Origin of the sequence: Bradyrhizobium sp. AUGA SZCCT0176, from assembly GCF_018130145.1 — a bacterium.
Classification (GTDB): Bacteria; Pseudomonadota; Alphaproteobacteria; order Rhizobiales; family Xanthobacteraceae; genus Bradyrhizobium.
In genome coordinates this window covers 1-26,221 of record NZ_JAFCMB010000032.1, presented here as the reverse complement: position 1 = coordinate 26,221, position 26,221 = coordinate 1, and the positions used below count along the sequence as shown (strand labels likewise).

At 61.2% G+C, this 26,221-nt stretch carries 25 protein-coding genes and 1 tRNA gene; 9 read left to right on the top strand and 17 right to left on the bottom strand.

The window, feature by feature from the left end:
- Positions 1-163: 163 nt before the first annotated feature.
- From acpS to rpoZ, 4 genes are all read right to left on the bottom strand, one after another.
- Positions 164-583, bottom strand: coding sequence for a holo-ACP synthase (acpS, locus tag JQ600_RS34765; protein WP_212388266.1), 420 nt, complete (start codon positions 581-583; stop codon positions 164-166).
- Positions 580-1,347 carry a pyridoxine 5'-phosphate synthase gene (locus JQ600_RS34760; RefSeq protein WP_212490336.1) on the bottom strand — a complete coding sequence of 256 codons (768 nt, stop codon included), beginning with the start codon at positions 1,345-1,347 and terminating at the stop codon, positions 580-582. Before JQ600_RS34760 ends, acpS begins: the two co-directional genes overlap by 4 nt.
- A 30-nt stretch (positions 1,348-1,377) precedes the next feature.
- Positions 1,378-3,669 (bottom strand): bifunctional (p)ppGpp synthetase/guanosine-3',5'-bis(diphosphate) 3'-pyrophosphohydrolase, encoded by a 2,292-nt coding sequence (locus JQ600_RS34755; protein WP_212263659.1) that lies wholly within the window; start codon positions 3,667-3,669, stop codon positions 1,378-1,380.
- Between the two features lie 298 nt (positions 3,670-3,967).
- Positions 3,968-4,360 carry a DNA-directed RNA polymerase subunit omega gene (rpoZ, locus tag JQ600_RS34750; protein ID WP_074276225.1) on the bottom strand — a complete coding sequence of 131 codons (393 nt, stop codon included), beginning with the start codon at positions 4,358-4,360 and terminating at the stop codon, positions 3,968-3,970.
- A 349-nt stretch (positions 4,361-4,709) separates the two neighbouring features.
- On the opposite strand from rpoZ, the gene JQ600_RS34745 reads away from it, so the two are divergent.
- Both JQ600_RS34745 and JQ600_RS34740 read left to right on the top strand, forming a co-directional pair.
- Complete coding sequence (locus JQ600_RS34745; protein ID WP_192733620.1) at positions 4,710-5,342, top strand: NYN domain-containing protein; 633 nt, start codon at positions 4,710-4,712, stop codon at positions 5,340-5,342.
- 122 nt (positions 5,343-5,464) lie between these two features.
- Positions 5,465-6,118 carry a uracil-DNA glycosylase gene (locus JQ600_RS34740; RefSeq protein WP_212388257.1) on the top strand — a complete coding sequence of 218 codons (654 nt, stop codon included), beginning with the start codon at positions 5,465-5,467 and terminating at the stop codon, positions 6,116-6,118.
- Positions 6,119-6,205: 87 nt separating this feature from the next.
- On the opposite strand, the gene JQ600_RS34735 is transcribed toward JQ600_RS34740, so the two are convergent.
- The 4 genes from JQ600_RS34735 to dapA form a co-directional block, all read right to left on the bottom strand.
- Positions 6,206-6,781 carry a peroxiredoxin gene (locus tag JQ600_RS34735; RefSeq protein WP_212388254.1) on the bottom strand — a complete coding sequence of 192 codons (576 nt, stop codon included), beginning with the start codon at positions 6,779-6,781 and terminating at the stop codon, positions 6,206-6,208.
- A gap of 149 nt (positions 6,782-6,930) precedes the next feature.
- Positions 6,931-7,404 (bottom strand): SsrA-binding protein SmpB, encoded by a 474-nt coding sequence (gene smpB, locus JQ600_RS34730; protein ID WP_027537130.1) that lies wholly within the window; start codon positions 7,402-7,404, stop codon positions 6,931-6,933.
- A 1-nt stretch (position 7,405) separates the two neighbouring features.
- Entirely contained in the window at positions 7,406-7,822 is a 417-nt protein-coding gene (gene mscL, locus JQ600_RS34725; RefSeq protein WP_212263662.1) for a large conductance mechanosensitive channel protein MscL, read from the bottom strand.
- Positions 7,823-7,864: 42 nt separating this feature from the next.
- Positions 7,865-8,755 carry a 4-hydroxy-tetrahydrodipicolinate synthase gene (gene dapA, locus JQ600_RS34720; RefSeq protein WP_212388251.1) on the bottom strand — a complete coding sequence of 297 codons (891 nt, stop codon included), beginning with the start codon at positions 8,753-8,755 and terminating at the stop codon, positions 7,865-7,867.
- Between the two features lie 391 nt (positions 8,756-9,146).
- Here dapA and JQ600_RS34715 point away from each other — a divergent pair, with 391 nt between their 5' ends.
- Entirely contained in the window at positions 9,147-11,345 is a 2,199-nt protein-coding gene (locus tag JQ600_RS34715) for a lytic transglycosylase domain-containing protein (protein WP_249136239.1), read from the top strand.
- A 36-nt stretch (positions 11,346-11,381) separates the two neighbouring features.
- Here the strand turns inward: JQ600_RS34715 and JQ600_RS34710 are convergent, their stop codons facing one another.
- Positions 11,382-11,648: a DUF3551 domain-containing protein gene (locus JQ600_RS34710; RefSeq protein WP_212388245.1), complete on the bottom strand. Its 267-nt coding sequence runs from the start codon at positions 11,646-11,648 to the stop codon at positions 11,382-11,384.
- 224 nt (positions 11,649-11,872) lie between these two features.
- Positions 11,873-13,429, bottom strand: a complete 1,557-nt coding sequence (locus JQ600_RS34705) for a porin (RefSeq protein WP_212263664.1) — start codon at positions 13,427-13,429, stop codon at positions 11,873-11,875.
- 990 nt (positions 13,430-14,419) lie between these two features.
- On the opposite strand from JQ600_RS34705, the gene JQ600_RS34700 reads away from it, so the two are divergent.
- Both JQ600_RS34700 and JQ600_RS34695 read left to right on the top strand, forming a co-directional pair.
- Positions 14,420-14,513 (top strand) — tRNA-Ser (locus JQ600_RS34700).
- Between the two features lie 210 nt (positions 14,514-14,723).
- Positions 14,724-15,005: a hypothetical protein gene (locus tag JQ600_RS34695; protein WP_212388243.1), complete on the top strand. Its 282-nt coding sequence runs from the start codon at positions 14,724-14,726 to the stop codon at positions 15,003-15,005.
- On the opposite strand, the gene JQ600_RS34690 is transcribed toward JQ600_RS34695, so the two are convergent.
- Together JQ600_RS34690 and JQ600_RS34685 are read right to left on the bottom strand one after the other, a co-directional pair.
- Positions 14,977-15,189 carry a hypothetical protein gene (locus JQ600_RS34690; protein ID WP_212388240.1) on the bottom strand — a complete coding sequence of 71 codons (213 nt, stop codon included), beginning with the start codon at positions 15,187-15,189 and terminating at the stop codon, positions 14,977-14,979. The two genes, JQ600_RS34695 and JQ600_RS34690, sit on opposite strands and share 29 nt — an antisense overlap.
- Before the next feature lie 451 nt (positions 15,190-15,640).
- Positions 15,641-15,883 (bottom strand): hypothetical protein, encoded by a 243-nt coding sequence (locus JQ600_RS34685; RefSeq protein ID WP_212263666.1) that lies wholly within the window; start codon positions 15,881-15,883, stop codon positions 15,641-15,643.
- Positions 15,884-16,288: 405 nt separating this feature from the next.
- Between JQ600_RS34685 and JQ600_RS34680 the strand changes: the two genes are divergently transcribed.
- The gene (locus tag JQ600_RS34680; protein ID WP_212388238.1) at positions 16,289-16,831 is read left to right on the top strand and encodes a PRC-barrel domain-containing protein; all 543 of its coding nucleotides are present in this window, start codon (positions 16,289-16,291) and stop codon (positions 16,829-16,831) included.
- 122 nt (positions 16,832-16,953) lie between these two features.
- Here the strand turns inward: JQ600_RS34680 and JQ600_RS34675 are convergent, their stop codons facing one another.
- Positions 16,954-17,262, bottom strand: a complete 309-nt coding sequence (locus JQ600_RS34675; RefSeq protein WP_212263668.1) for a hypothetical protein — start codon at positions 17,260-17,262, stop codon at positions 16,954-16,956.
- 366 nt (positions 17,263-17,628) lie between these two features.
- Here JQ600_RS34675 and JQ600_RS34670 point away from each other — a divergent pair, with 366 nt between their 5' ends.
- On the top strand, positions 17,629-18,264 hold the full coding sequence (locus JQ600_RS34670; RefSeq protein ID WP_212263669.1) for a hypothetical protein: 636 nt from the start codon (positions 17,629-17,631) through the stop codon (positions 18,262-18,264).
- Between the two features lie 79 nt (positions 18,265-18,343).
- Here the strand turns inward: JQ600_RS34670 and JQ600_RS34665 are convergent, their stop codons facing one another.
- From JQ600_RS34665 to JQ600_RS34650, 4 genes are all read right to left on the bottom strand, one after another.
- Positions 18,344-19,366, bottom strand: coding sequence for a HupE/UreJ family protein (locus JQ600_RS34665; RefSeq protein ID WP_212388234.1), 1,023 nt, complete (start codon positions 19,364-19,366; stop codon positions 18,344-18,346).
- Entirely contained in the window at positions 19,363-20,223 is an 861-nt protein-coding gene (locus JQ600_RS34660) for a peptidyl-prolyl cis-trans isomerase (protein WP_249136237.1), read from the bottom strand. The genes JQ600_RS34665 and JQ600_RS34660 overlap by 4 nt, the downstream gene beginning before the upstream one ends.
- Complete coding sequence (locus JQ600_RS34655) at positions 20,220-22,148, bottom strand: DUF3604 domain-containing protein (RefSeq protein WP_409363292.1); 1,929 nt, start codon at positions 22,146-22,148, stop codon at positions 20,220-20,222. Before JQ600_RS34655 ends, JQ600_RS34660 begins: the two co-directional genes overlap by 4 nt.
- A gap of 188 nt (positions 22,149-22,336) precedes the next feature.
- Positions 22,337-23,368 (bottom strand): transporter, encoded by a 1,032-nt coding sequence (locus JQ600_RS34650; protein WP_212490337.1) that lies wholly within the window; start codon positions 23,366-23,368, stop codon positions 22,337-22,339.
- A 371-nt stretch (positions 23,369-23,739) separates the two neighbouring features.
- Between JQ600_RS34650 and JQ600_RS37120 the strand changes: the two genes are divergently transcribed.
- Both JQ600_RS37120 and gntH read left to right on the top strand, forming a co-directional pair.
- Positions 23,740-23,952 (top strand): hypothetical protein, encoded by a 213-nt coding sequence (locus tag JQ600_RS37120; RefSeq protein ID WP_249133489.1) that lies wholly within the window; start codon positions 23,740-23,742, stop codon positions 23,950-23,952.
- Between the two features lie 223 nt (positions 23,953-24,175).
- Entirely contained in the window at positions 24,176-25,684 is a 1,509-nt protein-coding gene (gntH, locus tag JQ600_RS34645) for a guanitoxin biosynthesis MBL fold metallo-hydrolase GntH (protein ID WP_212263673.1), read from the top strand.
- The last annotated feature ends 537 nt before the right edge of the window (positions 25,685-26,221 follow it).

The window sequence follows — 26,221 nt, the reverse complement described above, 5'->3', positions numbered from 1 at the left end:
GGCGCAAAACCCGAATTCGCCCTGGCTCGGTAGTGTCGCCGCGGCGTTTTAGACGGTTGTTCGCGGCCGTGCAATCAAGCGCCTCGATAAAACTTCGTAATACATTGATAAATCAATGTTTTTTAGTTTTATGTCGGTCCCCCGGCGCGAACGGCCGCCTGCCCTATGATTTGCCCGGAACGACCGCCGAAATTATGACGAAGGCCTGCGCCAGCGGCCAGTCGTCGGTGATGGAAAGGTCGATCCGGGCCTCGAACCCCTCCGGCGTCAGCTTCTCGAGCCGGGCCAGCGCCCCGCCGGTCAGCTTCATGGTGGGACGGCCGCCCGGCAGGTTCACCACCCCCATATCCCGCCACCAGACGCCCTGGCGGATGCCGGTGCCGAGCGCCTTGGAACAGGCCTCCTTGGCCGCGAACCTTTTGGCATAGGTCGCGACCAGCATCTTCTCGTTGTTGGCGCGGCGCGCGGCCTTGGCGCGCTCGGCGTCGGTGAAGATGCGGTCGAGGAAGCGCTCGCCATGGCGTTCGATCACCTTGGCAACCCGCGTGATGTCGATCAGGTCGGAGCCGATGCCGATGATCATGTCGGAGCCACGCTGCGCTGGCGCCCGCGGTCCATCGCCGCGCGCATGCTGCGGACGGTTTCGCCGAGGCCGACGAACAGCGCCTCCCCCATCATGAAGTAGCCGATGTTGAGTTCGGCGAGTTCGGGCAGAGCGGCGATGGTCTCGGCCGTGTCATAGTCGAGCCCGTGGCCGGCATGAACCTCAAGCCCCGCGGCGCGCGCCAGCCGTGCGCCCGCGACAATGCGCTTCCATTCCGCCTCGGCCTTGGCGGCATGGCCATCCACCACCGCGTCACACCAGCCGCCGGTATGGATTTCGATCACCGGCGCCCGCAGGCGCGCGGCCATCTCGATCTGGGCGGGATCGGCGGCGATGAACAGCGACACCCGGATGCCGGCATCGTTCATGCGCGCGATGAACGGCGCCAGCGCATTGTGCTGGCCGACCACGTCAAGCCCGCCTTCGGTGGTGAGTTCTTCGCGGCGCTCGGGAACCAGGCAGACCGCGTGCGGCCTGGTCGCCAGCGAAATCCGCAGCATGTCCTCGGTCGCCGCCATCTCGAAATTCAGGGGTTTTGAGATTTCGGCCTTGAGGCGCGCCATGTCGGTGTCGCGGATATGGCGGCGGTCTTCGCGCAGATGCGCGGTGATGCCGTCGGCCCCCGCCTCGATCGCGGTCAGCGCGGCGCGCACCGGATCGGGCCGCGCGCCGCCCCGTGCGTTACGCAAGGTAGCGACGTGATCGACATTGACCCCGAGGCGCAGCGGAAGAGCTTTCGGCATTTCACTCTCTTGGAATCCTGGCGGGCGAAATTACCCATTAACACGCTCGACCCGTGCGACGACGGCCTTGGCGCGCAACTGGGCGATGATAGCGCTGAGATGCTTCAGGTCATAGACCTCGAGATCGATGGTCAGCTCGGTGAAATCGGGGGAGCGGCGCGACATGCTGATATTGTCGATATTGCCGTCATGCTCGGCGATCACGGTGGCGACCTGGGCAAGGCTGCCGGGCTCGTTGACGTTATGCACGAGAATCCGCGCCGGAAAACGTTGCGGCATGGTCTCGTCGACGTCCCAGCGCACGTCGAGCCAGCGCTCCGGCTCTTCCTCGAAATCCTTCAGCGCCGGCGACTGGATCGGATAGATCGTGATCCCCTCACCCGGTGAAACGATGCCGACAATGCGGTCGCCCGGCACCGCGCCGCCGTTCGGGGCGAACTTGACCGGCAGGTCGGAATTGAGGCCACGCACCGGGATCACCGACGCGCTGCGCGCCGGATGCGGCGGCGATTTCAGCTTCAGCTTGTCCGCGAGGCTTCTCTTGGCCCCGTAACGCACCATCCGCTCTTCCTTGTAGTCCGGATACATCGCCCGCGCGACGTCGGACGCCTTCAGTTCGCCGCGCCCGACGGAGGCCATCACGTCTTCGATCGAGGCGCGCGCCAGCCGGGGCAGCGCGCCCTTCAGCTTGTCATCGGCGTATTCGATCTTGGCGCGGGCAAACAGGCGGTCGACGATACGGCGGCCAAGTCCGGCATATTGATCGCGCACGGCGGTCCGGGTGGCGCGGCGGATCGCCGCCCGCGCCTTGCCGGTGACCGCGAGCGACTCCCAGGCCGACGGCGGCGCCGCCTGCGCCTGCGAGGTCAGGACCTCGACCTCGTCGCCGTTCTGCAATTCCGACGACAATGGCGCGAATTTACCGTTGATCTTGCAGCCGACCGCGCTGTTGCCGACGTCGGTATGCACCGCATAGGCGAAGTCGATCACGTTGGCCTGACGCGGCAGCGCGATCAGCTTGCCCTTCGGGGTGAAGCAGAACACTTGGTCGTGGAACAGTTCGAGCTTGGTGTGCTCCAGGAACTCTTCCGGATTGGCGCTTTCGGACAGGATGCCGACGGTGTGGCGCAACCAGGCAAAGGCGTTGGACTCGTGCTTGAGCCGCTCGGTCGGCGAGCCCTCCCCCTCCTTGTAGAACGCATGCGCAGCGATGCCGAATTCGGCGATCTGGTTCATCTCCTCGGTGCGGATCTGCAATTCGACGCGCTGCTGGCCGGGACCGATCACGGTGGTGTGGAGCGAACGATAGTCGTTCTGCTTCGGCGTCGAGATGTAGTCCTTGAAGCGCCCCGGCACCACCGGCCAGGTGGTATGGACGACGCCGAGCGCGCGATAGCAGGATTCGACGTCACCCATCACGACGCGGAAACCGTAGATATCGGACAATTGTTCGAAGCCGACCGACTTGCGCTCCATCTTGGTCCAGATCGAAAATGGCTGCTTGCGGCGGCCATAGACCCGCGCGGTGATGCCGTTCTTCTGCAAATTCTTCGACAGCTGGCTTTCGATCTCGCCGATCAGATTGCGGTTGCGCTCGGCCAGTGCGTCGAGCCGCTGCATCACCACCGCATAGGCTTCGGGATCGAGCGTGTGGAACGACAGGTCCTCGAGCTCTTCGCGCATTTCCTGCATGCCCATGCGGCCGGCGAGCGGCGCATAGATGTCGAGCGTCTCCTCGGCGATCCTGCGACGCGAGGCGTGCGGCACGAATTCCAGGGTCCGCATGTTGTGCAGGCGGTCGGCGAGCTTGATCAGCAGCACGCGGACATCGTCGGCGATCGCCAGCAGCAGCTTACGCAGGTTCTCGGCCTGCTTGGCCTCGCGCGAAACCAGTTCCAGCCGCTTCAGTTTGGTGAGGCCCTCCACCAGAGCGCCGATCTCGTGGCCGAACACGTTGTCGATCTCGGCGCGCGTCGCCTCGGTGTCCTCGATGGTGTCGTGCAGCAGCGCTGCGACGATGGTGGCATCATCGAGCTTGAGGCCGGTGAGGATCGCCGCGACCTCGAGCGGATGCGAGAAATAAGGATCGCCCGATGCGCGGGTCTGGGTGCCGTGCGCCTTCATGGCGTAGACATAGGCGCGATTAAGCAGGTCTTCGTCAGTGTCCGGATTGTACGAGCGGACACGCTCGACCAGATCGTATTGCCGCATCATGCGCGAGCGGGGGGATTTGGGCCGCTCCACCGCGGGCAAGGCCGGCGCCACCGCGACCGAATCGGTCGCAGCCTGCATTTGCCGGGATATGCGGCGCCAGAACGCCATCGAATTACTGCCTCATCCGCGCGCCGAGCTCGGCCCGCTGCAAGAATGCCTCAAGAACACTAATGCGATTTCGAGCGAAGCTGCACCCCGTTAGGGGTCCGCGAACGATCAATTTCGCATGGCTTGGGACGATTGTGATGCCGAACCCGGCCAGGCTGCCGCCAACCCGGTTCAGGCGATCTCGCACCCATCCGCCAAGCACGCACCGTACCTGAAAAAATGTCAACAAAAGCAAAGGCCCGGACGAATGTCCGGGCCTTTGTCAGATCAGGGTGTTCGGGACGTCCCGTTGCCGGGTCTATTCGTCCTCTTCGGGCTGCTCTTCCGGCGGCGCCAGGCCCTCGAGGCCCTTCAGGAGCTCTTCTTCGGTCATGCGCTCGACCGCGACCTCGGTGTCGTCGGCATCGACGCTGGCGCCGGCCGAGCCGATCAAGGGCACGGTATCGGGCTCAGGTTCATCGACTTCGACGAATTTCTGCAGGGAATGAACCAGTTCCTCGCGCAGGTCTTCCGGGGAGATCGAGGAGTCGGCGATTTCCCGCAGCGAAACGACCGGATTCTTGTCGTTGTCGCGGTCAACTGTGAGTTGTGATCCGGACGAGATCATACGGGCGCGATGTGCTGCCAGCAGGACCAGGTCGAACCGGTTGTCGACCTTATCAATGCAATCTTCCACGGTGACGCGCGCCATAGACTGTCGCTCCGTTAAATGGGGCCCAATATGTCGGTTATGGGGGCTAGTTATAGGGGCGGATGGCGTTTCGCAAGACTAAATTTGTGATTTGCCTTCTTAATGGGCTCTGGTAACCATCTCCGGGGCCAGAAGGGCCGGAGCGTCCGAAGACGGCGGGACACCGTTCGGGACAAGTATTCTCTCCTTACAACGTCAAAAGACTAGGTATTTCGCCCTCGCCTCACCATAATTGCAGTGGTGATTGTCGTGGGGAAAGATTCACCGAACTTTAGGCAGCTGAACTGGAAAGTGCGCGCGGTCGATTCCCGCTGCGCTAAAAACGTAACAACAACGCGAGAACCCTTTGATGTCACCCGTTTCCAACAAGATCGCGCTCTTCATCGACGGCGCCAATCTCTATGCAACCGCAAAGACACTCGGCTTCGACATCGACTACAAGCGCCTTCTCAAGGAATTCCAGAGTCGCGGTACGCTAGTGCGGGCGTTCTACTACACGGCGATCATCGAAGATCAGGAATATTCATCGATCCGTCCTTTGATCGACTGGCTCGACTATAACGGCTACACCGTCGTCACCAAGGCGACCAAGGAATTCATAGACGCCAGCGGCCGCCGCAAGGTGAAGGGCAATATGGACATCGAGCTCGCCGTCGATGCCATGGAGCTCGCCGAGCACGTCGATCAGATCGTGCTGTTCTCCGGCGACGGCGATTTTCGCTCCCTGGTTGAAGCCGTGCAGCGGCGCGGCGTTCGCGTCACGGTGGTGTCGACGATTTCGAGCCAGCCGCCGATGATCGCCGACGAGCTGCGCCGCCAGGCCGACGTCTTCACCGATCTGGTCGAGCTGCAATCGAAGCTCGGCCGTGACCCCTCGGAGCGCCCCGCTCCGCGCGAGCCGCGTCATCACGCCCCGCAATTCCTGCAGCGCGCCACCACCATGGCGCCGCGGGCCGCCGGCGACGACGATTTCGAAGATTGAGAATAATCCGCTGCACTGCTAGAGCCCGGTTCTGGAATCAGAACCGGGCTTTGGCTTTTGTCGTGACGCGTTTTCCTGACACCATCCGGTATCCGCTGCGCTCGAAAACGCTATGGTCGTAGATGGCTAGCGTCGCCGCCCTTCCCGCAACCGAACCCGACCGCAACTGCCCGCTCTGCCCGCGGCTCGCCGAATTTCGTGGGCAGGCGCGCCTGCGCGAGCCGGGCTGGCACAATGCTCCGGTGGCCTCGTTCGGCGATCCGAAGGCCCGGCTATTGATCGTGGGGCTCGCACCGGGCCTGCAGGGCGCCAATCGCACCGGACGCCCCTTCACCGGCGACTACGCCGGCGACCTGCTCTATGCGACCTTGCTGGAATATGGCTTTGCCAAAGGCAGCTATCAGGCACGGCCCGACGACGGGTTGCGGCTGGCCGACTGCCGGATCAGCAACGCGGTGCGCTGTGTGCCGCCGCAGAACAAGCCGCTGCCGGTCGAGATCAACACCTGCCGGCAATTCCTGATCACGACCATCGCCGGCATGCCAAAACTTCGCGCCATCGTGGCGCTCGGGCGCATCGCCCATGAATCGACGGTGAAAGCGCTGGGGCTGCGAAACGCCGCGGTGCCATTTGCGCACGGCGCCGTGCATACGGCCGGCGCGCTCAGGCTCTACGACAGCTATCACTGCTCCCGCTACAACACCAATACGCGCGTGCTGACGCCGGAAATGTTTCGCAATGTGTTTGCGAAAGTAAGGGCGGATCTGGATTCGTAGCGTGGGCAAAGGCGCGCTTGCGCCGTGCCCACCATCTTCATCGAAACGAGCATGGTGGGCACGCTTCGCTTTGCCCACCCTACAAGATCAAACCCGGTTTTCCTTCAGCCACGCCAGCACGTCGCCGGCATTCCGGTCCGGCGGAAACACCGGATAGAACACGTGGCTGATGCGCCCGCCATCGATGATCAGCGCCAGCCGCTTGATCAGCGTCAGCCCCGCCACCTCCATGGTCGGCAAATTCAAGGCGTGCGTCAGCGCCAGCTTCTCATCCGACAGCACCGGGAACGGCAGATGCAGCCGCGACGCCATTTCGGTCTGGTAGATGTTGCTTTGCGTCGACAGGCCGAAGACGTGCCTGGCGCCGGCGGCCTTCAGATCGGCGAACAGATCGCGGAACGCGCAGGTCTGCGGCGTGCAGCCGCGCGCCCCCGGGATCATGTCCCAATCATCGACCAGGCTGATCTTGCCGGGCTCACCGGTGCGGGGATAGGCGAATACGACGACCCGGCCCGGCAGCGCCGACAGCGTGACCGAATTGTCGTCGGTCGCCATCAGGCTGAGCGGCGGGATCGCCAAGCCTACCAGATGGGCGGCTGCGCCATCATCCGACGGCGCCGGAATCTTGCTCCAGTCGACTTCCAGCAGATTTTTTTGATTCATTTCGGTAACTCTCCAACGGCTGTCATTGCCTGCGACAAACGCGAAGCGTTTGCGCAAGGGAGCACTTGCGACGAAGCAATCCATTCTTCCTTGGCCGCACGATGGATTGCTTCGCTTCGCTCGCAATGACGGAAGACATTAGGTAGCCGCTACCCCCGCGCCCGCAGCAAGCGGCCTTTTTCCCGGCCCCAGTCGCGTTTCTTCTCGCTCTCGCGCTTGTCGTGCAGCTTCTTGCCCTTGGCCACCGCCAGCAGCAGCTTGGCGCGGCCGCGCTCGTTGAAATAGAGTTTTAGCGGAATCAGCGTCATGCCGTCGCGATCGACCGCGCCCATCAGCTTGTTGATTTGCTTGCGGTGCAGCAGCAGTTTGCGCGGCCGCTTGGGCTCGTGGTTGAAGCGGTTGGCCTGCAGATATTCGGGGATATTGGCGTTGATCAGCCAGATCTCGCCGTCCTTGGTGTCCGCATAGGACTCCGCAATGGTGGTCTTGCCGTTGCGAATTGATTTCACCTCGGTGCCGGTCAGCGCGATGCCGGTTTCGATGGTGTCCTCGATCGCATAGTTGAACCGGGCCTTGCGGTTCTCGGCGACGACCTTGATCGGGCGCTCGTTCTTCTCGGCCACGTTAGCTCTTCTTGAGGAGATCGCGGATCTCGGTCAGCAGCTCTTCCTGGCGCGTCGGCTTCGGCGGTGCCGCGGGCGCGGCCTCATCCTTGCGCTTCAGCGTGTTCATGGCGCGAATGACGATGAACAGCACGAAGGCGATGATGACGAAATTCAGTGTCAGGGTCAGGAAGCTGCCCCAGGCCAGCACGGCGCCCTGCTTCTTGGCATCGGCCAGATTGGTCGCCGTCACCGACTTCGACAGTCCGGTGAAATAATTGGAGAAGTCGAGACCCCCGGTGATCGCACCGATGATCGGCATGATGACGTCGCCGACCAGCGAGGTCACGATGGCGCCGAAGGCCGCACCGATAATGACGCCGACGGCAAGGTCGACCACGTTGCCCTTCATCGCAAATTCGCGAAATTCCTTCAACATAGTCGGTTTCCTTCGTGCATCAGGCGAAGTGAGAGGCCGGCCTTAGTTGATCAGGCCGGCATGGACCATGGCGTCGCGGATCACCTTGCCGGTTGGCGGCGTCACATTCATCAGCGGCAGACGCACTTCTTCGTCCAGCCGTCCCAATAGCTTGAGGCCATGCTTGGCTCCCGCAAGGCCCGGCTCCTTGAAGACGGCATCGTGCAGCGGCGTCAACCGGTCTTGAAGCTTCAGTCCGGTGGCAAAATCGCCCTTCAGGACGGCCGTCATCAGCTCGGCGCACAGTTTCGGCGCCACGTTGGCGACCACCGAAATGCAACCATGTCCGCCCGCCGCCATGTAGGCCAGCGCCGTCATGTCCTCACCGGACAGCTGGATAAAATCCGGTCCCATCGCATGGCGCTGTTGCGACACCCGGGCGAGATTGGCGGTGGCGTCCTTGACGCCGGCGATGTTCTTCAACTCGAACAACCGGGTCATGGTATCGACGGACATATCGACGACGGAGCGCGGCGGGATGTTGTAGATGATGATCGGGATGCCGATCGCGTCATTCACCGCCTTGAAGTGCTGATACATCCCTTCCTGGGTCGGCTTGTTGTAATACGGCGTTACCACCAGCACGGCATCGGCGCCGGCCTTCTCGGCGTGGACAGCCAGATCGACGGCCTCGCGCGTGGAGTTCGAGCCCGCGCCGGCGATGACAGGCACGCGCCCCTTTGCTTCCTCGATACAGATCTCGACCACACGGTGATGCTCAGCATGGCTCAGCGTCGGGCTTTCGCCGGTGGTACCGACGGGAACGAGACCGTGCGAACCCTGCTCGATTTGCCAGCTGACGAGACCGCGGAACGCCGCCTCGTCGAGCGAACCGTTCTTGAATGGCGTGACCAAGGCGGTGAAGGATCCCTGGAATTTTGTCTTGGCTGCCATGGATTTCCTCCCAACGCGTTCGTGACGGCACGGCTAAAAATGACCAGCCAATTCATATCGGGTCTGGCGATCTGGCGAAAGGGCCGAAGGATATGACCACAGGCCTTTGTTTTTGACGCATTTTCCGGCCGCGAGGCGCAACCGTTCCCAGATCGAATCCGGAAGACTCGAAAACGCCGCAGCCGCGATTTTGCCGTGGTGTTGGCGCAAACACTCCGGGCCGCGACGTTTTTAGCATTTTGTCCACATATTCAATCAAATAGACCTAAGGCTTGAGCGATTGAGTGATTCGCCGCCGCAGAGGAAATCCGTGACCCGCTCCGCCCGCGCAGCCGCATTGCGATCGACCGCACTGGCGACAGGTCTGGTGCTGGCGGTCGGGCTATCTGCAATGTCGGTGGAGGCCTGGGCCCAGCCGAAAGTTCCATTGCCGAAGCCGCGTCCGATCGCCCGCAACGTGGTCCCCAAGACCACCCCTGCAAGTGCCACCCCTGCAAGCGCCACACCTGCAAGCCTCACACCTGCAAACCCGACGGCTGCGATCCCGACGCAACATGCTGCGCCCGCAACGACGGCTCCCGCCGCGCCAATTCCAGCACCGGTGCTGGCGCCTGCGACGCGCCAGCACGCCGCCCTGCCCGCCACGCGCAAGCCCGTGACCGCCGCCGCGGTTGCCGCGACGTCGTCGACCTCGCAGTCCGACAAGGACGCGCTGGAGAACGTCATCGAGCTCATTCGAAAGCGCAAACCGGGGGATGCGACGCAAGCACAGGCCGCGATTTCCGATCCCGTCGCCCGCAAGCTTGCGGAATGGGTGATCCTTCGCAGCGATGACAATGGCGCTTCGGTCGAGCGCTATCGCACTTTCGTTTCGGCCAATCCGAGCTGGCCTTCGCAGACCTTCCTGCGCCGGCGCATCGAGGCCGCGCTGTGGGACGACCGCCGCGACGACGCCACGGTGTGGTCGTGGTTCGAAAACGAATCGCCGATCTCCGCCAAGGGCAAGTTCGCGCTGGCGCGGGGGATGATCGGACGCGGCGATCGCGCCAATGCGGAACGCCTGGTGCGCGATGCCTGGCGGCACGACGGCATGTCGGAGGACACCGAAAACGCCGCGCTCGATCTGTTCGGCGCCCTGCTGACGGCCGGCGATCACAAGGCGCGGATGGATTTTCTGCTCTATGGCACCGAGCAGGAAGCCGGCGGCCTGCGCGCTGCGAAGCGGCTGGGTGCGGGCCACATGGCCTTGGCCAAGGCGCGCATCGCTGCCAACAAGAAGGGCTCGAACCTCCGGGCCTTGCTGGACGCGGTGCCGCGCGAACTGCACGGCGATCCCGGTTACACCTTTGCCAGGATCCAGCTGCTGCGTCGCGAGGAGAAATTTGCCGAGGCCGCCCAGCTGATGCTGAGCGCGCCGAAGGATCCGGGCCGCCTGCACAATCTCAACGAATGGTGGATCGAGCGGCGGCTCCTGGCGCGCAAGATGATGGACGTCGGCGAACATCGCAACGCCTATCTGATCGCGCGGGATGCCGCCCTGCCCTCGCGCGACATCTACAAGACCGAGCAGGAGTTCACCGCCGGCTGGATTGCGCTGCGCTTCCTCAAAGACCCAGCGGTGGCCGCCCAGCATTTCGCGCGGATCGGCGTCGGCAGCGTGAACCCGACCGCGCTGGCCCGCGCCGGCTATTGGCAAGGCCGTGCCGCGGAAGCCGCCGGCCGCGCCCAGGAGGCCCGCGCCGCCTACACAAGGGCTGCCGAACAGTCGACCAGCTATTACGGCCAGCTGGCGCGCGCCAAACTTGGATTGCCGCAGATCGAACTGAACGGCGTCCCCCGCGGGCGCGGCGCCGAGCGGCTCGAGATCGTGCGCGCGGTGCAATTGCTCTATGAGCTCCAGGAGCGCGAGCTCGCCATCCCGATTTTCGGCGACATGGGCGAGAACGGCGATCCTGACGCGCTGGCCGGGCTCGGCGAGCTGACCGCGCGCTACACGGATGCACGCGGCATGCTGTTGCTCGGCAAGGCCGCCCTCAATCGCGGCCTGCCGTTCGACCACTACGCCTATCCCGTCAACGGCATCCCATCGTTCAAGCAGATCGGCCCCGAGGTCGAGCAAAGCGTTGTCTACGCCATCTGCCGGCAGGAAAGCGCCTTCAACCAGGCCGTCGTCTCGCCGGCGCAGGCCTACGGGCTGATGCAGGTGACGCCGGACGCCGGGCGCTATGTCGCCAAACGGGCCGGCGTCAGCTTCGACCTCAACCGGATGAAGACCGATCCGGTCTACAACGCCGCAATGGGCGCCGCCGAGCTCGGCGGCCTGCTCGAGGACTATCGCGGCTCCTACATCCTGACCTTCGCCGGGTACAATGCCGGCCGCGGCAGCGTCAAGAAATGGATCGAGCGCTATGGCGATCCGCGCGACCCCAAGGTCGACGCGGTCGACTGGGTCGAACAGATCCCGTTCTCCGAAACGCGAAACTACGTGCAGCGGATCATGGAGAACCTGCAGGTCTACCGTGCGCGGTTCGGCGGCGGGACCAGGCTTCAGATCGAAGCCGATTTGCGGCGCGGCTCCAGCGTCGAGTAGCGCCGTCGCACGAGCGTGCCCCCGGGGCGGTCTTGCCTACTGCTGCCCGCTCCGAATCCTCCGTTTCGCAACGTTCGGTTTGCTCGTTTGGGCAAAGTAGGGATTGCGGTCGCAAAAGGCGTAGCGGCCCGACGCGGTGTCCAGACACTGCTGGTAGGTATCGAAACTGCAATCCCCCACCGAGCTAACGTAATTGGCGCCCTTGATGCAGAACGGATAGTCCCGTGCCTGGGCTGAAGCCGTCGTGATGCCGGTCGAAACGGCAGCAGAAAGCGCGACGGCGATCGAGAACAAACAACGCATCGTGTGTCACCTCTGAAGGGTGGTCTTTCTTGAAGCCCGGGAAATGGCTTCCGGTAACATCCGACCGACCGGCACCCTACATCAGGCACCCGATCGCGCCACTTGATGCTCGCGTCAACTTGTCGTGGCGCGAGCAAACCTCGCGCAATGTCTTGCCGAACAAAGCAAAGCCCCCGGCAGTTTCCCGCCGGGGGCTCGCTTAGACGTTGATCAGACGAACTGGATTACCAGTTGCGCTGAGCGCGGAGCAGCATGCTGACGGTGTTCTGGTCCTTCAGCTCGTACACAGCTGCCGGCTTCGCGATACCAGCCTGGGCTGCGGGAGCAATCAAGCCAACAAACTTCTGGTCGAGATGGGTATAGGTAACATCCGCCGAGAAGGTCAGGCCCTTCACAGGCGTCCAGCGAGTGATGAGACCGAGCTGGGCGACGTTGAAGTCCGGGTTACAGGTGGTGATACCCGCAGCGCCTACGAGGCCTGTGAGAGCGCCGCCGGGGCCGCAGAGCAGAGCAGTTCCGCCGTTACCATACTTAAGCTGGGCGTAAGCTCCGTAAAGCGACGAACTCCAGTAGGGATCCCAGTTGTGGTTGAAGGCACCGCGCATACCCCAGGTCTGAACCTTGGAAATGCCGGTTCCCAATCCGAAGATCCCGTCAGCTACTGCAGCGAGGCCAACGCTCTGATAGGCGCCCGGTACACCGGTGCCGCCGTACATCGCGAAGCCCTGCGGAGCAAGGTTCTGGAAGTTATAGCGGGTTGCACCGTCGGTGTAGACCGCCTGGATGTTGATCGTGTCGCCGGGGCCGGTCGGGATGTTCTTGATCTGCAAGGCACCCTGGACAGCCCAGCCCCACGTGTCGCTGGGATGACCGGTGGGTTCAGTGGCACCGTAGTAAGCAGCATGAATGTTATGCCCCACTGCCGACAACTGGACCATACCCCAAGCCTGATCGGCCTTGAGCACGCCGATGATATCCGGAACCCTTGAGCCGCCGATATCGCTGGCACCGTAGCCGCCACCTGCGAAGGCTGCGGGGGCGACGAGGCCTGCACTCGTGTTGATCACGTTGGCCTGAGAGTACTGGGTCTGATCCTGGAGCGACACGGTGCCCGAGATACCGTTGCCGAACTGAGCGGTGTAGGTGAACTGGTTCACACCAGTGACCATGCCGCTGCCGCCGACGAGACCGTCGAAGTTGTTGCCCGGATAGTTGTTCCAGGGAGCGTCGAACTGCGAGATCGTCTTACCCATCGTGAACCCAGCGAACTGGATGAACGCATGGTAGACGCCGAGTGAACCGCCCGAGAGACCGCCGTCAGACGGGTTGCCAACGCCACCGAAGCCGCCGGCCTGCGCAGCGCCAGAGTAGAACGTGCCGCCGAGGCCGTTACCGGCGTAGGCGCCCGACGTCCAGGAGAACGTCGCATCGAAGTAGGTGCGGAGGACGCCGTATTCGGTCGCCGTGCGCGTATCGATGTTCAGGTCCTGGCGGGAACGAGCGGTGTAATAGTTCGACAGGCGATTTTGAGCGCCGGCCTGGGTCTGGTAAGCACCGCCGAACACCGAGTTGGTGCCGAGCGCCACTTCAACGCGCAGGTAGCCACCCAGCTTGATGCAGGTGTCCGTGCCGGGGATGTAGTAGAAACCAGCACCGTACAGGGAGCAGATCCTCACGTACTCGACCGCTTTGGCCTTGACGGGAAGATCGGCAGCCTGAGCTCCACTCATGGCGAGGAGACCCGCCGCTGAGCCGAGAATAAGGCTCTTAACCATCTTCATGATAACCTCCAAGTTGCTCTGTAGGGAAGGTTCCGGATCCGCCGGGTGCAAACACCCTAAGGTTGGTTCCCTTAATCCCATGAAACCCGCTTAGTCGCTTCGCGCCTTCGGACCACTCCCGCTTAACGCGAGGGACTTAAGCGAACCACCTAACGGGACGACCTCGGGATGCCCCCCTCCGTCGCGTGATCACAATTACCGAGGACTTCTGCACACGCAACAAAGGAACCGCTTCCAGACGCATGACTCAGCGCCTTTTCCAGTGGGTGTTGCACAAATAACACGCGGACGTGATCGGACTTTCTTCATAACTAATTGTTTCAAATAGACATTTTTTAAAAGTTCCATTTGCCTCCCGAATTGTTGCTGGCGACCGGCCGGCGGGCGGTTTTCCCTCTTCGGGCACGTTAAGCGTCGAATCGAGCGCCCGAAATCACCGAATCCCCGTCAGACCGTCACACCCGTGGTGAAACGTAGGATCGGCGAAACGACCGTCGTAATGCCCGTTCGCCGCCATATATCCATCGCAGCCATATAAAGGCTCAGGGGCCGCGGGTGTCGCATTACCGGAACGGGTGCGGCCACGAACAGCTCTGCGGAACCGCCCCAGGATTGCAAAAGTCCCTATTACCTGGCGGCCGAAACGCGCCTTTACCTTTGCGGGTAACCCGCCTCATCAGAATCCGCGGTGGGTGGCGCCGAATCGCTGACAGCGTGTCGCCTGAATCAACGGATCCCGCATTTTGAAGACGTCAAAGCCAGCACGCGCGCGAAATGATTCCAAAGCCGGCTTTATTGAACGGACGCCGCCTGACCGCCTGGCCGCATGGGGGCTTCCGAAGCCCTCAAGGAAGCCTCTCAAACCGGCGCCGCTAGATGCGAATTGGCGTACCAGCCGTGCCGGGAGGCGGCAGCGTCGCTAAATGGCCCCGGCGTAACCTGAATCTGCCGCTTGCGGCCCGCCCCCGCGTCGGGCATATCCGCCCTTACGGAGCTGTGGCCGAGTGGCTGAAGGCGGCGGTTTGCTAAACCGTTATAGGGTTGTAAAGCCCTATCGAGGGTTCGAATCCCTCCGGCTCCGCCACCCGCCTTCGCTTACGCTTCGGCGCGGCGTGCCGCGGTGAAGCCCAAGCGAAGGCGGGTGCCGCCCCATAGCTGCGAAACGGCAACGGCAGGCTCCGAACGTTCTCCCCTCGCCGCCTTGCTCTTTGCTTCGACAACACACTTGCATCCGTAAAAACGATCATGCGCCAGTCTTAGACCGGCACTGATTGACGGATATCATCCACCCCGGATGAACGGGAACAACGAGCCTCGCAAATCCGCCCTCTATCTGCTGCTGCCTGCCATCCAGATATTGGGGACGATCACTTTCATCTGGCAGGCAATACCTGAGTTCAGGCAGGTCGCAATCAATCCCGACGAGCAGTTGCCGCGAGACGGCTGGTCCGATCTCATCTCCTTCAGCCTTCTATGCGTGATGCAAATCGCGTTCTGGTGCCGTGAGCGCTGGGTTCCGATTCCGTTTCGGCGTCCGAACCTGATTCTCAATCACGTTCTTCCTGTTTCTGGGTAAGCTCAGTTTCATCTTCGGCAGCGCGCTGTTCGGCATCGCCGTCTTCAGGCACCTCCCCGAGCTTGATCGCGGCATCGACATTCTGCTCGCCGTCAGGCGCGGCGTGATTTTGGCGGGATGTCTGTTCGCGCTGTTTTGCGCCAGCCTCGAAGTGGAGCGGCTCGGGCAGGCCTTTGAGCCGCATCGCAACTGAGCCGGCAATCGCACGTCGCCAGAAACCGCCAACGAAAAAACCCGCCGGATGAGATCTCCGGCAGGCTCAAGTCAGGGTTAGCAACGCGTTGCGAAAAACAACGCTGCGAATAATCATCGCGCGTGCGCCTCGGTCCGGGGGATAGCCAGCCTTATATCTTGTTCCGGGCGCAAACTTTACAGGAATGGCTCAAGCGGCTGAAAGTGCTGCTTCGGCTCACCAGGATGCTGCAATCTTTCTTCCCTATGTCCGGGAACAAGTGGCAATTCTTGGCGTTATCCCGCGTCTGAAAGACACGGACATAGGACCCCTAAACGGCTTCAGCGCGCTTCCCCCCGTGCGCTGAGGCCGTTCTTTTTTTGAGGCTTCGCCGCGGCAGCAACCAGCGTTGTCGTCAGCTCGCCGCCTTGACGACCTCGATCCCACCCGGCCCGCGGACGTCTCATAGGTTAAACAGTTGCGGATTGCTCGTGACGTATTCAGCCCAAAGCTCGCGCATCATCCGCCTTACGTCCTCAGCCCTGAAGCCGCTTCCATTCGGATGTCTGTTTGCGAGTTGACCTGAGCGTTCGATTCCCGAAAAGGGATCGCCCGGATATGGCGTGAAGGCTGCGTCGGTCGGCTTATGCACGATGCCTTGCGGAGTGATATTGAACTGGTCGCGCCTGACTAAAGTGCTCTCCATCGTCGACGTCCTGCGGCCAACAGGTCAAAGGCCTGAACGATACCTTGCAGGGAAAAGCGAGGAAGTGAGGATAAGTTCCTGGCGTTTGGATCAGTCGAAAGCTGCACGCTGGGTGCTGCCATCCCATCGGTTGATAACGAACGCAAACGAGTGCGAGTACCAATCGTTCCGCGGCCACTGATTTTGAATGAGCCGGCGCAAATCAACGCCGGGCAAAGAAAAACCCTGCCGATCACAGGGACTAACCTGCCCAATTGCCACTTGTTCCCGGTCTAGCGAGCAAGCCGCGGCACGGCGACCGCCCCGCCACGTCGTGTGCGGCGGGCTGTCGGCTTCCTCTGGCCCGCTGGAACATTTGATCTTCTGTTCTGTTCTCCAAGAACTGTTTAAACCCTGGAGGATGAAATGAAGACTCTCGTCACTGCCGCTCTTTTGAGTGTTGCCGTAATTAGCACCCCGGCTTATGCCCAGACCGCTCAGCCTGCTGATCGCGCTGCCCCGGCCGCGACCACCAGCCCGGCGGCTTCCAACACCAAGATGATGCTCAAGGGAAACTGGCGCGCGTCGAAGCTCATGGGCCTCGACGTCTACAATGAAGCCAATGAAAAGTTGGGTGATGTCAACGAAATCATCCTGGACAAAAACGGCAAGGTTAGTGCTGTCGTTATCGGCGTCGGCGGCTTCCTGGGAATGGGCGAGCACGACATCGCCGTTTCCATGGACAAGTTGAAGTTCATGGAAGAGCCCGCCCGGACCGCCTCAACCGCTCCGGCGACGACGCGTGATAGCACTACCGGTGCAGCCACAGCCCCGGCGAACACGACAACGTCGACGGCCCCCGCGCGCACGGCCGGCGCCAATGATTGGGTACCCGATCATGCCGTGATGAGCGGCACCAAGGAGCAGCTCAAGGCGATGCCGCAGTTCAAATATTCGGATTACAACTAGGCTCGAAATTGAGGGGGCCCATCCTGGGCCCCCTTTTTCTTAACGATGATCACGGCCGGGGGACTTCCGCCGCTGCGCGGCTACGTCATTTTCTCCGGATCCTGTCCGGATAACGACAAGCGCTAACTTCGGGGGCTGGCCGGGGGCGTCGTCGACGTTTGTGGCGGCGCGGGCTGGAGTTCGCCAGTCCCGTGGGGCACACAGGTGCCCACGTTGCTTAACAGCCGTTTGGCTTGCACGTCACGTGCTCTGGCATACTCGCGCCGACGCTCGAAGTTGACGGCAGCCCCGCGGTCCCAAGCCTCGAATGCATCAGCATAGTGCTTGCGCATCTGTTCTTCCGCGGCGAGACACTCGGAGAACTTCTCGAACACCAGGTTTGTATTCACGGGGGTGATGCCGCCGACCAGGACCACGAGCATCCATTTCATCATCCGCGCCCACGCTGTTGCCCTGCACACAACAGCGAGAACCCTGTTAAGTTCCAGCAGTCGGGAACAAGTGGCAATGGCCGGCGTTGAACGTTCCGTCTGGAGGATACCGGACATATGGAAACGGCCTCAGCGTCCTAACCCCGAGGCTGGGGCCGTTTCTGCTCGCCTTGGTGCTGGGGCGTCGCCGACTTCCTGGCGTCCCCGGCCGGCGCGGATTTGTTTGCCTGGACGGGATTCGCAATTTCGGCGACGCGACAAGGCATGCGGTCGTCGACGAGCACCCGGACGGTGCTCACATTTGAACCTTCCAACCCTCACGCGTCACTCATCCCGTAGGTCTTCGTGGCCGAAGGGAGAGTAAACTTGCCAAATTCGCCGTTCGAGACGCTTGCGATCGCGGACGTGGTTGACCGGTTGGGACTGGAAAGCCATTTTTCGTACCACGACTATGACGACGACGGCCGCAGTATCCGTCACTATGCCGAGGACGCCATCATTGAGGGTGACCTCGACCTTGATGCGCTTTTTTGGAATGGTGTCGCGGGCATCTGGGCCGAGAAGGATTTGATCGTCAACGGCACCCTCTTCAATTGGGAGATCGATACGCCGGCCTGCTTCCTTGCTGTCGGCCGCGACCTGCGCTGCAAGAACCTGGTCGCGAGCAGCGCCGACATCAGGATCGCCAGGGACGCGCGGATCGATGGTGTACTGAGCTCGACCTACAATCACGGCTTTATCGAAGTCGGCCGGAACGTCCACGCAAGATACTTCGTCATTGATGATCACACGACCATCGTGCGCGGGAACGCCGACGCACGCGGCTGGAAAGACGCCGAGCACGTCGAGGTCGCGCTGCCGGTGAGTTCCTGGATCGCGGAAGTTCGGCCCGAGTTCAAGGCGGAGTTCTTCGACGCCGACGGTGGCATGACCTGCCCCAACGGCAATGTCGAGCTGGTGCAAGCGCTGCTCGGAGGACGAGAGATCCTGCGCAACCTCTAGCGGATAAGCCCTAAACCTCGAATCCTAACGGCGTAGTTCGAGCTTGCAAGCGGCCTCTGTGCTCGAACGCGCCCGCGCGCTACGCAAAAAAAGCGGTCGTGCGCTCAATCACCCAATAGGCCGCCATGATGCCTATGGCGTACGCGACGCTCACATCGAGACGGTCAAGTGCCGGCTGTATCCGCGTGGGCTCCAGGAGCATTGACGCCAGATGGCGCAGCAATGCTATCAGCGACAAGACTGCGGCAACGAAGATGAGCTGCCCAATCTCCACCCCAACATTGAAAAACAGCAGCGCAACGGCGATCGAATGTTGAGGTAATCCCACCTCAGCCAGCGCGCCAGCAAATCCAAAGCCATGCAGGAGGCCGAAGGAGAAGGCAACGAGCCATGGCCGGCGCGCGGTCAAACTCGGCTTCCCACGGCGGGCGTTCAGAATCTCGACCGCAACCAGCATGATGCTGAGTGCTATGGTTGCCTCCAGGGGCGGTCCCGGCACATTTACGAAGCCCAGCGCCGCCGCTGCAAGGGTAATGCTGTGCGCGATCGTGAATGCCGTAACCGTAATGGCCACGCGGCCCCAGCCTCGTACGAGAATCACCAGCGCCAGCACAAACAGCAAATGGTCGAAGCCGAAAAGAATGTGTTCGACACCCAGGTGCAGATAGGTCGCTGCGATTTCCCAAGCGCCGGGCACGGCTTGAATGATGAATGCCGTCTTCGTTGGAGAAAGCCGTTCGGTCTGTACTGCGCCGCCAAGGCTTTCGATCCGAACCAGTACATCAGTCGATGTGGCCGATAGTCCGTTGATGGACACCGGCTGCCCTATAAATCCTCCGTCCCGCCGAATGGTGCGGCGTTCAACATAGACTCCGTCGCTGAACGATGCACGGGGCGGCCCTACATCTTGAGTGCCCTCGGGCAGCTTGACGTAGATCGCGAGCCGCAAGTCCTCCCCGCGCGCAGGGATTTTGAAAAGAAAATTATACTCGCCGGGGCTGGTTTGGCGCATTTCCAGATAGCCAGGCCGAAGTTCATCCGAGATCGCGGGTTGCGCCAGCAGCACCGCCAGAACAGCAATAAACAAACGAAAACGGGTCATCGACCAACGTCGGCTGACGCCGCCTTGGAAGGAGGCGCTTCCACCACGATTTCGTAGCGCTCCCGTAGCGAGGCATACAGCTTCTGTTCTGCCTCAAGGCGCCGCGCGTTCGCCCACTCTCGGCGGACGGCCGGCCGGACATCATCGAGCGGAGGCAAGCTGCCGGAAACTCGTTCGCTGATAAAGACGAAATGCTGTCCAAAGCTCGAAGAAACCGGCCCCTGCCAGCGACCCTTTTCCATCGCGAGTACCCGTTTGGCGAAGCTTTCGCCAAACTGGTTCGTTACCTTTGTTGCCGAGAAGCCCCGAAACTCCTCGCCAAGCAGAAAGGGATCGCCGAGTGCCGTCGTATCTACAGCCGCGTCGGCGCCAGCCAGGACGCTCGCAACCTGTTTGCTGTCGCTCTCGATGGTATTCGGGCGCCGCCTGGCGCTCAGGAAGACGTGGCGGAATGTGATTTGATCGTCGGATTTGAAGCGCTCCGGATTGGATGCGAGGTAAGCGGCAAGCTGCTCATCGCTCGGTTCCGGCATGTCTGCGGCGAGAAATTCCATCTTCTGCCGCACGCGACGACGAATGATAACGTCGTCTCGGTCGAGCCCGGCCGCTTTGCCCTCGCGGTAGAAGACTTCGTCGCGGATGTAGTCTTCGATCAGCCCCTGCAGTTCCTGCTCGCTTGGTGGCCGCCGCCACGTTCGCACAAATCCGTCGCCGAGATTGGCTATCCGCGAGGCGGAAACGACGATTTTCTCAGGTGTCTCCGTGCTTCGCTTGCCGACCAGACCGTAGAGCGCGAACAGCATTGCGCCAAGAGCGAGGAACTGGAGTAATGGCTCTCTCAGCAGCCGAGCGATCAAGGCGTGTACCAAATCGGTGAGGTATAAGCGCGTTCGGTGGTCGTCATTCTGACTTCCGCCGGCATTTTGACACTGAAGTATTTTGCGTCATAGGCCGTCCAGCGCGGCGTCGGAATTTCGATCACCCGCACATAGTAGAACGCGCGCAATGCGGGGTCGAAATCGGGATCTTTCCATACCGTGATCATCTCACCCGCGCCGATCGTGTTCGTCCATGTCGCATTCGCGACATCGACCGTGCTGCCGACGGATGTTCTGCTGCGGCCGTCGGCGTCGATCGTGCGGCCTCCAGACACTGCGACATCATAAATGCGTTCCTGCGCCTGCCCGTCCTTGCCAACCCAGCCCTTGATGACCTGGATGCGATCCAGATTTGCGCCGATCGGATCCTTCAATGCGGCGACAATGAACGAAGGCGATTTTCCCTTTGGCGCATCGCTCAAATCGCCACCCATCGGCACACCCTTGGTATAGCCAATTCGCGCCGGCGTGCGGTTGTTGGCATCGGCAGCCTCGAAGTCCCAGCCGCCGAAGAAGCGAACCGCCATGCGCGACCCGGTGGTGGCGTAGGTCTCGCGCCGCTTCATAGCGTCGAAAATCGACTCACGGGTATTTTCAGTTGCCCATACCGCGGCGTATCCGGCCGCCGTCGTCTCCCAGCCCATGATAACGGCAATATTGGTTTTGACGAAGGGATGCATCGCCCGGCCGGCGCTTGGTTCGGCGGAAGATGTCTTACCGAAGAAGTTATCCTCCTCGACGGCCGCGAGCGCGGTATGCGTATCGGTGCTGCCGACCAGGCCGAACTTGTATGGATTAACGCCGAGTTCGACCTCCATCTTGAGACCGTTCTTGAGCGCCGAACGGACATACTCGAATTCGAGCATCTCCGGCTTTTTCACTTCCGTCAGATCGAGGTTGCCCTTGTCCCATCGCTCGTAGTTTGCAAATTCATCATTGGGTGAAAGAAATGGATGGGTCTCGCCATCGCCCTTCATTTGCGTGGCTTCGTAGAGCGGCTCCCAGCGCATGCGGCTCTCCGCATATTCGCGGTCGATCCGCTTGCCGTTGAACGATTCGATGATCGGAAACATCCGACCGTTGCTCAGATTTCCGTTGTGCGCCAGCGCAAGAATTTCGGCGCCGGTCTTCTCCTCAACCATCGCCATCCACTTCCAGAGATCGCGGGGATTTGGACTGCCAAGCGGCGGCTGCGTGGTGTAGGGTTCGACGAGGCTGGCCTTGGCCCCGTTGTCGCGCCAAATGACATTGCGATGAAGATTGTTGCCGCCCGCGTTCGAAGTCCACTCATAGCCGATGAAAGCCGTGAAACGACCCGGTTCATTGGCTTCTTCCGCCGCTTTGATGGTTTCGCGCCAGGCGCTGCGATAGGCCGGCGTACCCGGCGTCGGGAAGCCCTTCGGCAGTTGCCCTTTGCCGAAACTGACGATGATATCCATCGCCGCCTGCGCACCTTTGCCGGAACTGATCTCGTCGTACCACTTCCGGCCCTGCGGCGTGGCCAGCAGGCCGGGATCCCCGCCGATCAGTTGCGGGAAAAAGCCCATGCCGTCCGAATGATCCGCTACCACCATGAAATCCAGCGGGCGCGACAGTTTGGCACGTTGTCCGCTGGAAGCGATAACTTCCTCGCCCTTGGCAAAGCGATAGGCGTCCTTTGGACCGAGCCGAGCGCCGAACGCGCCGGCGTCCATCGAGTATGAGGTGTGCGTGTGCGTGTCGCCGAAGTACGGCCGTGTCGGAAAATTGCGTCCCGCATAGGGCGAGTAAGGCGGCTTGGACGGAAACACTTTATCGGCCGTTTCCTTGTCGAGCGTGCCGATGTCCGTGGTTAAGTCTTCTGCGGCGACCACAGTGACAAACAGGCTTGCGGCACAAGCGCCAGCCAGCGCGGCTCCGGACATGGAGGACAAACGGAACATCATCGGTGCCCCCCTATCACTTCAAGTAATGGCTTAAATAAATTTTGAGCTGTCGCGATGTTAGGCCTTCCCGAAACCGCTTGGAAGCCCGCAGTATTTGGTCAGGCATACTACCGTTTCGGGACGTTGCCGTAACCGGCGCTTCCCTCCGAGAACGACATATGATCGCGTTACTTGGTGGCGATCCGGCGGGTGGGCGCCACAGTGCTGGTGGGGGCCATCGGCGATATCGAGAATGTCAGCCAGGTATTCCAACCCGACGGCCGATTGGCAGCTTCGAACTCGCCGTAGCCTTTGAGATTGAGATATCCCTGCATGTCGCCTACCGGAAACAAGAATCCGATCTGCGGCCCGATTCCCAGAACACGCGATCGGGATCCACCCAACAGCGGGTGTGCGCCGAAATCGTCCGTGATTTGTTGATATCCATACCCCACAAGTCCGACGAACACCTGCTTCGACAGAAACTTGGAAGCCCCCCAGTCGATGTGGAAATCGATGCCGTTCTGATAGTTCGTATCCTTGTTCTTGAAATTATAGGTAAAGCCCGCGACTGCCGAGAATTCGTGGCCTGTTGCCGGATTGAAGTAGGTGTAGCCGCCGCCGCCGTCGATCGCGGCGTGACCGATGCCGAGATTGGCAAGGCGGCTGGAATCGTAGGCGCCGACGGGAATGTCGCCGGTCACATAGGTCATGAAGTTGTGCACGCCGGCGTTCCACTTCAACGTCGCCTGCGGATAGAGGTCGCCGACGGAAGTGATTGAATCTCCCAGGAAGCCTGTGCGGGTTACCGCAAAGGGGCCAACCGCCGCCGTCAGCGTCCCGTCAATACTGGCGCTCGACCGTCCAAACAGCCCGGTCACACCAATGGCGAGCTGTCCGCCGAGCACAGGCGTCGCGAAAGTATAGGTGGGATTGAGCAAGATGAGATCAGCCTGCGCATTCAGATTAAGGTTCAAGCTAACGTTGACTGACGCCGGGATCCTGCCGATTTGAATTTCTCTCGCCGCCGCTGCAGCGCCCGACGCCGCTAGGGTGGTGTGATAATACACCTCGGCCATGGACCAGCCCGGGACGGTGGGTGCGGCTGCGAGGCTGCCGAAGCGGCCGGGGAGCCAGTACGATACGCCGGCTTCGTCGGCATGAACCGGCCCGGACAGCGCCCCGAACATCAGCGCCGCGACACCAAGGCCGGCGTGCATGAGCCAGCGACCTGTCCTTTGCCGGGATTTCGCATGTGCCATGTCTCATCTCCGGAGAGAACTGTGTCCGCACACCGAGTGAATGCCTCACCCTGTCTCGGCGCAACGCAAAAACCGATTGGCGGGACACGCCAGCGCCGGCTGTTGCTCGAAAACCACTAAAGCTACGGCAGGCCGTAAGCATCCCACCGTGCTTAGCAACCCAGATCAAGCCGCTCTTTGCTGTTGGGTTCGTTCGAAGCCAACTCGGCTTAGTGTAGGAAGCCAGTGCAACTCAGACCAAGAAGGGCCCGGCTCAATCAATCGTCGAAACAAAGGAGGCCAAAATGAAGACTCCGTTTGCGTTATCGGCGCTACTGATCACTGGGTTCATGGCCGCAAGCAGCGAACCGGCCAGTGCCGTAGTTTACTGCCAATACGTTTCGTATCCGGCTGGATGCGTCGTAAGGCCCGGCGTTGTGCTGCGGCCGCGACCAGTCGCGCGAGCTGTGGTGCCCCCCGGCGTCGGTGCGGCCGGTGTCGGAGTGCGGCCAGGAACACCGATGAATCGCGGGGGTCCGGTTAATCGGGTCGGCAGGCGCTGATATCCCAAAGCGTCCGGGCGGAGGCCTGCAAAACCGGCATAGTCGTCGTTGGCAGAAGCTGACGGACGTAATGCCCGCCTTTGTCGTCCACGTTGCGTAAGGGAACAGGGCTGATTGTGAGGAGCAGAGCGTATTTTTTCTGCTCTTGCGGACTTACATGCCTGGCGCCGAGATGACCGAGCAGAAGTGGGCGTCTCCGTTGCGACGGACGAATTAGTTTTCGATGGAAGCGGTCGACTTAGTCCGCAACACTCTCCGTGACTTCTTCCGTTTTCTGACTGAGTGCCATCACGAAGGGAGCGAAAAGATGAAAATCCCGGCGCGGATAATTCTGATTGTCCTGGCGATGATCAGTCTACAATCAGTGTCTTCCGCACAGATGCCCAGCCTCTCGCTCACCCCAGAGCAGTTGCAGGAGCTTGAGAAGAAGGGGTTTCAGGCAGACCCGAAGATCTTGCAGGATATCGCCACAGCCGGCCGACCACTCGGACGCTGGAAGGAAGGGCTCATGTTTGATGGCATCGCGCCGATGCCGTGGCTGAAGAGCGCAGCCAACTGGACCCCGGGTACGGAAGAGGTGCAGCCGGAAGAAATCCGCGTGACCTTCATGGGGAGTTCGCCTTTGCCACGACCGGGCCAAATGGGCACGTCGATCTATGTCGAGCTTGGCAACGGCAACCGCTTCATCTTCGATTTCGGCCCCGGCTCCATCGCCAACTATTTGGCCTCCCGCGTACCGCTGAACCAGATCAACGACATCTTCATCACCCACCTGCATTGGGATCATTTCGCTTCCGTCCCGTATGCCTTTGTGTTTGGTGCCTGGGGTGGCCGCTGGCACGAAACCTTCCGGATTAATGGCCCCTCCGGACGGACTCCGAAACACGGCATCAATCATATGGTGTATCATATGAAGGAGATGTTGTTTTGGCACATGGAGAACTTCAGTGCCGGTAGCCCGATTGGCAAAGGCTATGACATCGAAGTCAACGAGTTTGACTACAAGAATGACGGCGGCGTGGCCTACGAAAAGAACGGTGTCAGGATCACCCACTGGCAACAATCCCATGGGAGCGATGGCGCCTCGGCGTATCGTCTTGATTGGAACGGCATGTGTGTCGCGTTCACCGGAGACGGTCGCCCCAATTCGCTGACAATAACGTACGCCAAGGGTTGCGACCTGCTGATCACCGAGATTCAGCCGGAGACGGTGGCCATCAGCTCTTCGGTGTCAGGCACCATGCCCCTGACTTCGCGCACTACCATTGATGGCTGGCATAATCCCGCCTACGCCGCTGGGTACCTCTACAATGAAGTGAAGCCGCGCCTCGCGATGGCAACTCACGTGTCATACGACGAGTACGTGATGCCGGAACTCGTGGCAGAAGTGCGCCACCATTGGAAGGGTCCGTTCCAGTTTGGTGCGCCGGACATGGTAGTTGTGAACATGACCAAGGACAAAATCTGGGTACGGGATGGCGTAGTGCCCAAGTATCCAAACATGGCGCCGCCCCAGTTCGACGTCTCGACATCGGGCGGGTTGATCATGCCGCTGCCGCCAACAACGCGTCGTGACGTACAGTCACAGTTCATTCGTGACGCGGAAATCTCCCCCCAGAAATACTACCCGGAAGGCTATCATCCCCAGCTGATGCCCTGGTGGCCATCTGACAAGCCGATCTTCCTTCCCGAATCGCTTGTGCCGGAGCAGATGAAGAAAAGGTCGAAGTAAGCATGAAGTAATCCGCGGCAGTCGTTTGGTTCACGACCGGCCTAGCCATTTGCGCCCATTGACCTAAAGCCATCGATCGACATGAGGCCGCAAAAAAGAGCAAGGTAGACGGCGGCGTCATCCCCGCTTGCCCGACGGGCAAATCACTTCTGATTTACGGAAATCATGTCAAGCCCCAAAATAAAAAATATTTCTGTTTACCAGAAGGCCAATCAGGTGCATATGTTTGGCCATCCCGTCCCACTCAGAGGGCGTCGGCCGTCGTCACGGACGTTGGGCGGGTTGCGGTGGACGCTGGGCTCACGTCTGACGATGGCGTGGATCGAGCGTACGGCAAAACCGTGTGGTCCTGGCACCCGTTGCAGGTGTCAAGCTGTCGGTAGGCGAGAGCTGAACGGCAGCGACGGAGTCAACCAAGAACTCGTCTCCGGGGAGAGCACGGCATAAGCCGTAAAGCCACTGCGCAGGGAAGGCCGGGTGTTCTCCGCTGCCCTGTATGCTCGTGTGCACTTTGTTTTGTGCAAACCGCACGCGAGA

Coding starts and splice junctions, on each gene's coding strand:
- acpS (WP_212388266.1), bottom strand. CDS start 583: ATGATCATCGGCATCGGCTCCGACCTGATCGACATCACGCGGGTTGCC.
- JQ600_RS34760 (WP_212490336.1), bottom strand. CDS start 1,347: ATGCCGAAAGCTCTTCCGCTGCGCCTCGGGGTCAATGTCGATCACGTC.
- JQ600_RS34755 (WP_212263659.1), bottom strand. CDS start 3,669: ATGGCGTTCTGGCGCCGCATATCCCGGCAAATGCAGGCTGCGACCGAT.
- rpoZ (WP_074276225.1), bottom strand. CDS start 4,360: ATGGCGCGCGTCACCGTGGAAGATTGCATTGATAAGGTCGACAACCGG.
- JQ600_RS34745 (WP_192733620.1), top strand. CDS start 4,710: ATGTCACCCGTTTCCAACAAGATCGCGCTCTTCATCGACGGCGCCAAT.
- JQ600_RS34740 (WP_212388257.1), top strand. CDS start 5,465: ATGGCTAGCGTCGCCGCCCTTCCCGCAACCGAACCCGACCGCAACTGC.
- JQ600_RS34735 (WP_212388254.1), bottom strand. CDS start 6,781: ATGAATCAAAAAAATCTGCTGGAAGTCGACTGGAGCAAGATTCCGGCG.
- mscL (WP_212263662.1), bottom strand. CDS start 7,822: ATGTTGAAGGAATTTCGCGAATTTGCGATGAAGGGCAACGTGGTCGAC.
- dapA (WP_212388251.1), bottom strand. CDS start 8,755: ATGGCAGCCAAGACAAAATTCCAGGGATCCTTCACCGCCTTGGTCACG.
- JQ600_RS34715 (WP_249136239.1), top strand. CDS start 9,147: ATGTCGGTGGAGGCCTGGGCCCAGCCGAAAGTTCCATTGCCGAAGCCG.
- JQ600_RS34710 (WP_212388245.1), bottom strand. CDS start 11,648: ATGCGTTGTTTGTTCTCGATCGCCGTCGCGCTTTCTGCTGCCGTTTCG.
- JQ600_RS34705 (WP_212263664.1), bottom strand. CDS start 13,429: ATGAAGATGGTTAAGAGCCTTATTCTCGGCTCAGCGGCGGGTCTCCTC.
- JQ600_RS34695 (WP_212388243.1), top strand. CDS start 14,724: ATGAACGGGAACAACGAGCCTCGCAAATCCGCCCTCTATCTGCTGCTG.
- JQ600_RS34690 (WP_212388240.1), bottom strand. CDS start 15,189: ATGCGGCTCAAAGGCCTGCCCGAGCCGCTCCACTTCGAGGCTGGCGCA.
- JQ600_RS34685 (WP_212263666.1), bottom strand. CDS start 15,883: ATGGAGAGCACTTTAGTCAGGCGCGACCAGTTCAATATCACTCCGCAA.
- JQ600_RS34680 (WP_212388238.1), top strand. CDS start 16,289: ATGAAGACTCTCGTCACTGCCGCTCTTTTGAGTGTTGCCGTAATTAGC.
- JQ600_RS34675 (WP_212263668.1), bottom strand. CDS start 17,262: ATGAAATGGATGCTCGTGGTCCTGGTCGGCGGCATCACCCCCGTGAAT.
- JQ600_RS34665 (WP_212388234.1), bottom strand. CDS start 19,366: ATGACCCGTTTTCGTTTGTTTATTGCTGTTCTGGCGGTGCTGCTGGCG.
- JQ600_RS34655 (WP_409363292.1), bottom strand. CDS start 22,148: ATGTCCGGAGCCGCGCTGGCTGGCGCTTGTGCCGCAAGCCTGTTTGTC.
- JQ600_RS34650 (WP_212490337.1), bottom strand. CDS start 23,368: ATGCACGCCGGCCTTGGTGTCGCGGCGCTGATGTTCGGGGCGCTGTCC.
- JQ600_RS37120 (WP_249133489.1), top strand. CDS start 23,740: ATGGCCGCAAGCAGCGAACCGGCCAGTGCCGTAGTTTACTGCCAATAC.
- gntH (WP_212263673.1), top strand. CDS start 24,176: ATGGAAGCGGTCGACTTAGTCCGCAACACTCTCCGTGACTTCTTCCGT.